Source organism: Natronospira sp., from assembly GCF_007134575.1.
GTDB classification, from domain to species: domain Bacteria; phylum Pseudomonadota; class Gammaproteobacteria; order Natronospirales; family Natronospiraceae; genus Natronospira; species Natronospira elongata.
On sequence record NZ_SLKM01000044.1, the window covers coordinates 1 to 7,683 of the forward strand.

Genomic DNA, 7,683 nt, shown 5'->3' on the forward strand with positions numbered 1-7,683 from the left:
AGCGGATTCATCCGCGATTGGATGCCCTCGGCTGGCACACCATTCTTCTATCGCCCACAGAGAGCGGCGTGCCTTCGCTTGGATTGCAATCGCGGATGAATCCGCTCCCACGGGGCAAAAAAAACGGGCCCCTTCCGGGGCCCGCCGATTCCGCTTACCCGGCACCTCAATCCAGTTCCAATCCCAAGTGCTCCGCCAGGAAAGCCCAACGGTCTCGGGCTTCCTCGATGCGCATGGTGGTGGACATGCCGGCGCCGTGGCCGGCGCGGTCCTCGATGCGGATGAGCATGGGACTGGCGCTGTCCTCGGCCTGCTTGTACTGCAGCATGGCCGCGTACTTGAAGCTGTGGCCAGGCACCACACGATCGTCATGGTCCGCCGTGGTCACCAATACCGGCGGATAGTCATGACCCTCGGCGATGTTGTGGTAAGGCGAATACTGCAGCTGCACTTCAAAGTCCTCCTTGACCTCCGGGTTGCCGTAATCCGGGGCCCAGCCCGCGCCCACGGTGAACTTGTGGAAGCGCAGCATATCCATCACGCCCACCGCCGGCAGTGCGGCCCCAAAGAGCTCGGGGCGCTGATTGATGACGGCGCCCACCAGCAAGCCACCGTTGGAGCGACCGTAGATGCCCAGGTTGTCGGCCGAGGTATAACCCTCGTCGATCAGATACTCGGCGGCCGCGATGAAGTCGTCAAAGACATTCTGCTTCTTGTCCTGCACACCGGCCTGGTGCCATTCACGGCCGTATTCACCACCACCACGAATGTTGGCGGAAGCGTAGATGCCGCCCTGTTCCATCCAGGCCAGGTTCTCCACCGAGAATGAGGGCAGGATGGGAATGTTGAAGCCACCATAGCCATAGAGCAGGGTGGGGACATTGCCATCGGGCTCCACATCCCGACGGTGGGTAATGAACATGGGGACTTCGGTGCCGTCCTTGGACTCATAGATGACCTGCTGTGTCACATAGTCCTCCGGATCGAAGCCGCTCAGTTCAGGCTGTCGGAACAGTTCCGGCTCCTCCCACTCACCGGGCTTGTGGTGGAACACCGTGGTGGGATAGAGGAAGGAGCTGAAGGAGAAGAACATCTCGCCGTCACGGCCGCTGCTGACGCTGCCGACGGTTCCCAGCGTGGGGAGTTCCACGTCGCCCCTGTCCTCGCCATCACGGCCAAAGATCGACAGGCGGCTGTGGGCATCTTCCATGTAGTTGACGATGAAATAGTCACCCACGGCATTGACGCCTCGGATCACTCGCTCACGTTCCTCGACAATGGTTTCCCAGTTGTCACGATCCGGTTCGCCGGTATCAATGGCGATGATCCGACCACGGGGCGCATCGGCGGTGGTGTAGAAAAAGAAGGTCTCGCCGTCGTTATCAAGGAAGTGATAACCGCCGTCGAAATCATCCAGCAACTCCACCACATCTCCGTCGAAGGAGGGATCTTCCGGATCCTGCAAATCCAGGTAATAGACCCGGTTGCGGCGATCGGTACCTTCCCGAACGGTCAGGATCAGATAGCGACCATCGTCACTGACTTCCGGGGCAAAGCGCCAATCCGGCCGGTCGGGCCGTTCGTAGACCAGAACATTGTCTTCCTGATCCTGGCCCATGCGATGGTAGAAGACCCGATGATCTTCATTGGGCGCGGTCAAAGGATCCCCTTCCGGTTCCGGGTAACGGCTGTAGAAGAAGCCTTCGTGATCATGGGTCCAGGCGGCCGGTGAATACTTGATCCACTCGAGGAAATCACCGGTGTCCTCGCCCGATTCAATATTGCGGATATGGAAGGTCTGCCAGTCCGAACCGCCCTCGGCCTTGCCGTAGGCAATGTATTCCCCATCCTCGCGCACCGAGGTCATGGTCAGGGAAACGGTGCCATCCTCGGAAAAGCGGTTGGGATCGATCAGGACCTGCGGCTCGTCATCCAGCTCCGAAAGCCAGTAAAGGACATCATGGTCCTGCAGGCCGTCGTTCCGGCGGTAGAAGTAGCGGCCCGCTTCCTCGCTGGGCACCGAGTAGCGCTCGAAGTCCCAGAGTTCGGTCATCCGCTCCTTGAAGCGCTGACGCCCGTCCAGGCTCTCGAGGTGCTCGAAGGTGAGTTCGTTCTGGGCATTGATCCAGTCACGAACCTCCTCACTGCCCAGCTCCTCCAGCCAGCGATAAGGGTCGGCAATCTCGTGGCCGTGGATTTCCTCCACCAGGTCCTGGCGGCGGGTTTCAGGGTAGGCCGGACGCTGGGTTTCTGCGACGTCGGCCCGGCTTTCCTCCTGGGTCTCTTGGTCGGGTGCCTCACAGGCGGCCAGGGCGAGCGCCGAGGCGACGGATAGACTGATAAGGGATTGTCTGTACATGGCGATTTAAAGTCCGTTTGCTTTGCTCGGGGAATTGGAAAGACTAGGACAAACTGGGCCCCGGGCCAAGTCACCCGCCGTGGGATTCACCGCGATGGATCGGCCATTCGCTGAAGGCGAGGATGAGGAGAAGGACGAGATGGACAATGGGAATGGCGGCGAGCAGGCCCAGCCAGGGGTTGTAGCCGGCCTTGCGGGCGATCTGATAACCGCAGACGGCGAAGAAGATCATCAGGACAATGGCAATAATTTGCATAATCGATCCTCGCGGTAGAATGTCGCGTATTCGCAGCCAATGCCGCAGATTGCCACGGAGCCCACGCATGTACCAGTTGCTCGCCGCCGGATTTGCCCTTTTGATCATCGCCACCGGCATCGCTCTGCTCGCCTGGCTGGTGAGCGCCGGGCTGTGGGCACCCATCGATCCGCTGGGGGCCGGGCTGTTTGCCGGGGCGGCGGGCACCTTCTGGCTGCTGGCCGCCACCCGCCTGCTGGGCAAGGCCCGGGCCCGGGCACACTACCTGAGTGCAGCGGCGCTGGTAATGGTGGTGACGGTGGCGGAGCTGGGCCTGATTCTGCTTACCGGTACCTACACCGGGGTCGGTCTGACGCTGGCCATTCTGGGCACCAGCGGGGGACTGGTGTTCACGGTGGTCTGGTCGATGCTGGCCGGCTCTGGTCGGTAATGGCGTCGTCGGAGTATTACGAGCGCATCTATGCCGCGGTGGCGGCAGTGCCCAGGGGCTATGTCAGTACCTACGGTGATATCGCCCGTGCGGCCGGTCTTCCCGGCCAGGCCCGCCTGGTGGGTTATGCCCTCCACGCCCTGCCCTCCGGCAGCACCCTGCCCTGGCACCGAATCATCAATGCCCGCGGTGAGCTCAGCCTGCCGGACGACGGGGCCGGCTCCATCCAGCGGGATCGGCTGGCGGAGGAAGGGGTGGAATTCGGCTTGCGCGGGCGGATTGATTTGGGGCGCTATCGGTTTGGGTTTTCTGATTAGGCTTCGATTAGGGTAATACCCTTCGATGGCGGTGACGGTGGGGCATTTCGGTCCAGGTCCTGGTGGCCTTCAATCGCGAATAAATTCGCTCCTACGGTGCCTATAAGCTTACGCCGAAGCCGCCGTAGGAGCGGCTTTAGCCGCGATTAAACGGCCCAAATCGAAGGCAATTTGCTCAAATTCCAGAATAAGCCATCAGCAGGCACTACCCAGGTGACCACCCCCCAAGGTAGGCCTTGGAGCCGACAGGGCTTTCCAAGGCAGTGTGAGCCAGGGTGAGGCAAGACCGATGGTCCGGTGGACCATCGCGGCTTGCCGAACGCCCGCACAGGGATGTGCGGGCTGGACCGGGAGGCGGAGCAGGAATGCGCAGCCTTTCGACCGAACCCAGAGCCCCCATGGATGGGTTTACGGTGTCCTTGGAAAGCCCTGTCGGCTCCAAAGCCGGAATGCGCCCCGTCACCGATAACAAAGGGTCCTGCATGAATCGAGGCCTTTACCTAGAAGCCGCCTTCTCCTGCTGAGTCAGCCAGACATCCAGGCCCTGGGCGTCCAGCTTGAGGTCCATGCCCAGAATATCCCCTGCCTTCTGTTCCGGCTCACTGATGCCATGCCGCGCCAGGCGTTCAGCCTGATGGTCGATCAGAGCGGCCTCGATCTCGTCGACACGATTATCACTTTGCTGGTGCTCGCGGGCGATGGCCACGAAGGCGTCGATCTCCGCGTGCAGGGTTTCGGCGTGGCGGTCCAGGTCGGTCACGCGGCTGTAGTGGGTGAGGAAACAGGCATTCGGCTCCAAGCCCATGATCCGGTCGATGGAAGCATGCATGGCCTCGGGGTCGAAATGGACCGGGGTGGTGGTGGGGAGGATGAACTCGCCCTGGTCGGTATCCAGTTCCCGGTAGGAAACGCCGAAGGTATCGCCGGTGAAAACGGCGTGGGGCCGGTCATCGAAGATGCAGTAGTGATGCTTGGCATGGCCCGGGGTATGCAACAGCGTCAGGTGGCGCTCGCCCAGGGTCAGGGTCATGCCATCCTGCGATTCCCGAACCCGCTCGGCCGGGATCGGGGGAATCTCGCCATACAGCTGATTGAACATCGCCTCGCCATACACGGCCTTGGTGCCGGCAATCAGCTTGCCTGGGTCAACCATGTGTCGCGCACCGCGAGGATGGACGACACAAACGGCATTGGGCAGGTGGCGCATCAGCTCGCCGGCGCCGCCGGCATGATCCAGATGCACATGGGTCAGCAGGACATAATCCACCGCCTCCCGGTCCAGGCGGAATTCATCCAGTGCCGCCAGCAGCGACGGCACCGAATGGCTGGTGCCGGTGTCCACATAGGCGGCGCGGCCTTGATCGACGATCAGGTGGCTGGCATCGAAACGCGGCCGGTGGTAATCGGTATCGATGGCCGTGATACCGTGCGGGAAACGGGTCAGTCTCGGGCGAGTGGCGGTCACACTCATAGCGCCTCCAGTCGATGCGTGTCGGCCCATTTTACAGGCCTTGTGACGGAGAACAGGGGATGTGGATCCATCACCAGCAGAAAACAGCGACCACTGAGTTGCCGGCGGGCTTCAGGGCCCGGGATTTCGGCCAGGCCGCCGACTTCATTCGGGCCTGCCCGGCGTACCGGCCAACCCCCCTTCACAGTGCACCCGATCTGGCCCACGCGCTCGGGCTTGACGGGCTGCTGCTCAAGGATGAATCGGCCCGCTTCGGCCTGCGCAGTTTCAAGGGCCTGGGCGGACCCTATGCAGTGGTCATGCTGGCCTGGGAGGCGCTGCGGTCCAACGGTTTCGACGGCCCACCCAGGGCCCTTTTCGATCCGGCCATGCGGCCTGCCGCGAATCTCACCATTGCCTGCGCCAGTGCCGGCAATCATGCCCAGGCGGTGGCGGCCGGTGCGCGCCTGATCGGGGCGGCCTGCCGGGTCTTTCTGCCCGCCCACACCGAGGCCTCGCGTGTCGCGGCGATCCGGGACAAGGGGGCCCACATCGAGACCATTGACGCGCGCTACGATGAAACCGTGGCACAGGCCCGGGAAAGGGCCAAGGCCCATGACTGGATTTTCGTGCCGGACAGCAACCTGCTGGGTGACCGGGAATCGGCCCGCCGGGTCATGCTCGGCTACGGCCAGATACTGGAAGAAAGTGAAGCTCAGTGGCAGTCCCAGGGCCTGGCGGCCCCCAGCCATCTGGTCATTCAGGGCGGCGTGGGCGGGCTGCCCGGGTCGCTGGCGGCCTGGAGCGTCTGCCGCTGGGGCCGGTCGCGGCCGACGCTGATCGTGGTGGAGCCGGCCGAGGCCGACTGCCTGCTCACTAGCGCCCGTGCCGGTGAGCGCCGTCGCAGCGCGGGCTCACTGGACACGGTACTGCGAGGGATGGATTGCGCCGAACCCTCGCCCCTGGCCTGGGAGATTCTTGCCCGACAGGCTGAACATTTCCTGAGCGTGGATGATGACAGCTGTCGGCGAATGGCTCGAAGGCTGGCGGAAGGCCAGCCATCACTTGCCACCAGCCCTACCGGCACCGCCGGGCTGGCGGGCCTGGCGAAGCTGGTAGATGATCCGGCGGCACGAAAGGCCGCGAACCTGGATGAACATGCTCGGGTGCTCGCAATACTCACCGAGGCCCCGGCGTGACAGGGGTCAGGCATGACTCAGGACAACGAGAACGACCGTTACTGATCGCTTCCACTGGGCTATGCTGCAACTGAGGTGGCGAAGGGAGTGCGAGCGTGAATGACAATGCCAAGCAACGCAAGGTCCTGGTCCTCAACGATCCCCGCGTGCTGGAGCACCGCCCTGACGTGGAGGATGAGTTCCTGCCGGGACGGCTCAACAAGCGGGTGCGGGGAATTCTCTCCAGCCTGGTGGTGAAATGGAACTACCCTGAGCATCCCGGTCGGATCACGGCGATCACCGACTTGCTGGCAGCCGAGCCCATTGCTGGAGTGGAGCTGGCACCCGGCCGGGTGGCGACCCGCGAAGAGTTGCTGCGGGTTCATACCGACAGCTATCTCAAATCCATCTACAAGCTGCGTGGCAAGCATGCCTGGCTGGACGTGGACACCACGGCGGTCTCACCCGGCAGTGTGGAGGCCGCGGAAGTAGCGGCGGGCTCGGCGATCCGGGCCGTCGAGGCGGTAATGACCGGCGAAGCGGACAGCGCCTTCGCCCTCTCCCGGCCGCCGGGGCATCACGCCACCTCGGTGCGTGCCCGCGGTTTTTGTCTGTTCAACAACGTTGCCGTGGCCGCCGCCCATGCGCAGATGGCGATGGATTGCGAGCGTGTCTTGATCGTTGACTGGGATGCCCACCATGGCAATGGGACCCAGGATATTTTCTGGGCCAACCCCGATGTGATGCTTTTCGATACCCATCGCGCCGCACCCTTTTATCCGGGCAGCGGCCATCTGGAGGAGGTGGGTGAGGGTATCGGCGAGGGTACCACCATCAATGTGCCCCTTCCGGAGGGGGCCGGCGATGAGGCGATGATTCGCGCCTTCCGGGAGATTCTGGTCCCGGCCGCAGAGTGGTTCCAGCCCGATCTGATCCTGGTCTCGGCCGGTTTCGACCCTCACCGTCTGGATCTTTGCCTCAACTGCAGTGACGAGGGCTTCAGCCAGCTCACCGGAATCATGCGTGATCTGGCGGACCAGCTCTGCAAGGGGCGACTGGCCTTTTTGCTGGAAGGCGGCTACAACCTGCAACCACTGGCCCGCGGGGTCCACGCCGTGCTGGAGGTCCTGGCCGGTGGCGATCCCAAGGTCCCCACCGATCCCGGGGTGGCGGCGGTTACCGAGGCGCGGGATTTTCATCTCAGTGCGTTTGGCGATGACATTGATTGAGCGGAGTTGCACGATCAGTTCGTTACTTTAGAGAAGTAGTAGTAACGAAGATCATGATGATAGGCTGGCGTTATTGTACGTTTCGAAATCGAATCTGCTTATGGATACAATGTTGTCTCTGCAAACGCAAACTTGGTATTTCGATAATAATTCTTGAATAGAGGCCTTTTCGCTTTCGTCACTGGCCAACTCGACAATAACCTCATCGTAGCTCGTTGTGAGTTCAACTTCGAGATTATCTTTCCGAAACCCAGAAGCCAAGGGCAATAACGTCAGCCATTCGTTTTCCGACCCAGGCTTTGGCCAGCTGTCTACATAGCCGATATAGATTTTCCCGTTATCAACGGTAAGTAGCAAAGGGAATTCATTGGTCGTCGCATCGAAGACTAGGGAATCAACATCGTCAGCACGAATAGCTTCTTCTCTCCATGCTTCCAGATCACGACCTAGATTCAGCCTACATG

7 protein-coding genes and 1 pseudogene are annotated in these 7,683 nt (G+C 61.9%); 4 read left to right on the top strand and 4 right to left on the bottom strand.

Annotation, left to right across the window (positions count from 1 at the left end):
* Positions 1-166 precede the first annotated feature (166 nt).
* Together ACJWXQ_RS01650 and ACJWXQ_RS01655 are read right to left on the bottom strand one after the other, a co-directional pair.
* Complete coding sequence (locus ACJWXQ_RS01650) at positions 167-2,359, bottom strand: prolyl oligopeptidase family serine peptidase (protein WP_346050667.1); 2,193 nt, start codon at positions 2,357-2,359, stop codon at positions 167-169.
* Between the two features lie 70 nt (positions 2,360-2,429).
* Complete coding sequence (locus ACJWXQ_RS01655; RefSeq protein ID WP_346050666.1) at positions 2,430-2,615, bottom strand: hypothetical protein; 186 nt, start codon at positions 2,613-2,615, stop codon at positions 2,430-2,432.
* Positions 2,616-2,682: 67 nt separating this feature from the next.
* Between ACJWXQ_RS01655 and ACJWXQ_RS01660 the strand changes: the two genes are divergently transcribed.
* Together ACJWXQ_RS01660 and ACJWXQ_RS01665 are read left to right on the top strand one after the other, a co-directional pair.
* Complete coding sequence (locus tag ACJWXQ_RS01660; protein WP_346050665.1) at positions 2,683-3,045, top strand: hypothetical protein; 363 nt, start codon at positions 2,683-2,685, stop codon at positions 3,043-3,045.
* On the top strand, positions 3,045-3,362 hold the full coding sequence (locus ACJWXQ_RS01665; protein WP_346050664.1) for an MGMT family protein: 318 nt from the start codon (positions 3,045-3,047) through the stop codon (positions 3,360-3,362). Before ACJWXQ_RS01660 ends, ACJWXQ_RS01665 begins: the two co-directional genes overlap by 1 nt.
* A 496-nt stretch (positions 3,363-3,858) precedes the next feature.
* On the opposite strand, the gene ACJWXQ_RS01670 is transcribed toward ACJWXQ_RS01665, so the two are convergent.
* Complete coding sequence (locus ACJWXQ_RS01670; RefSeq protein WP_346050663.1) at positions 3,859-4,833, bottom strand: MBL fold metallo-hydrolase; 975 nt, start codon at positions 4,831-4,833, stop codon at positions 3,859-3,861.
* 59 nt (positions 4,834-4,892) lie between these two features.
* Here ACJWXQ_RS01670 and ACJWXQ_RS01675 point away from each other — a divergent pair, with 59 nt between their 5' ends.
* Both ACJWXQ_RS01675 and ACJWXQ_RS01680 read left to right on the top strand, forming a co-directional pair.
* Positions 4,893-6,011 carry a diaminopropionate ammonia-lyase gene (locus tag ACJWXQ_RS01675; RefSeq protein WP_406672021.1) on the top strand — a complete coding sequence of 373 codons (1,119 nt, stop codon included), beginning with the start codon at positions 4,893-4,895 and terminating at the stop codon, positions 6,009-6,011.
* A gap of 95 nt (positions 6,012-6,106) precedes the next feature.
* Positions 6,107-7,219 carry a histone deacetylase gene (locus ACJWXQ_RS01680; RefSeq protein WP_406672022.1) on the top strand — a complete coding sequence of 371 codons (1,113 nt, stop codon included), beginning with the start codon at positions 6,107-6,109 and terminating at the stop codon, positions 7,217-7,219.
* 51 nt (positions 7,220-7,270) lie between these two features.
* On the opposite strand, the pseudogene ACJWXQ_RS01685 reads toward ACJWXQ_RS01680, so the two are convergent.
* Positions 7,271-7,683 (bottom strand): annotated as a pseudogene (locus ACJWXQ_RS01685) (hypothetical protein); the annotation flags it as partial.

Excerpts from the sequence above, each read along its gene's own strand:
- ACJWXQ_RS01650 (WP_346050667.1), bottom strand. The coding sequence starts at position 2,359 with ATGTACAGACAATCCCTTATCAGTCTATCCGTCGCCTCGGCGCTCGCC.
- ACJWXQ_RS01655 (WP_346050666.1), bottom strand. The coding sequence starts at position 2,615 with ATGCAAATTATTGCCATTGTCCTGATGATCTTCTTCGCCGTCTGCGGT.
- ACJWXQ_RS01660 (WP_346050665.1), top strand. The coding sequence starts at position 2,683 with ATGTACCAGTTGCTCGCCGCCGGATTTGCCCTTTTGATCATCGCCACC.
- ACJWXQ_RS01665 (WP_346050664.1), top strand. The coding sequence starts at position 3,045 with ATGGCGTCGTCGGAGTATTACGAGCGCATCTATGCCGCGGTGGCGGCA.
- ACJWXQ_RS01670 (WP_346050663.1), bottom strand. The coding sequence starts at position 4,833 with ATGAGTGTGACCGCCACTCGCCCGAGACTGACCCGTTTCCCGCACGGT.
- ACJWXQ_RS01675 (WP_406672021.1), top strand. The coding sequence starts at position 4,893 with ATGTGGATCCATCACCAGCAGAAAACAGCGACCACTGAGTTGCCGGCG.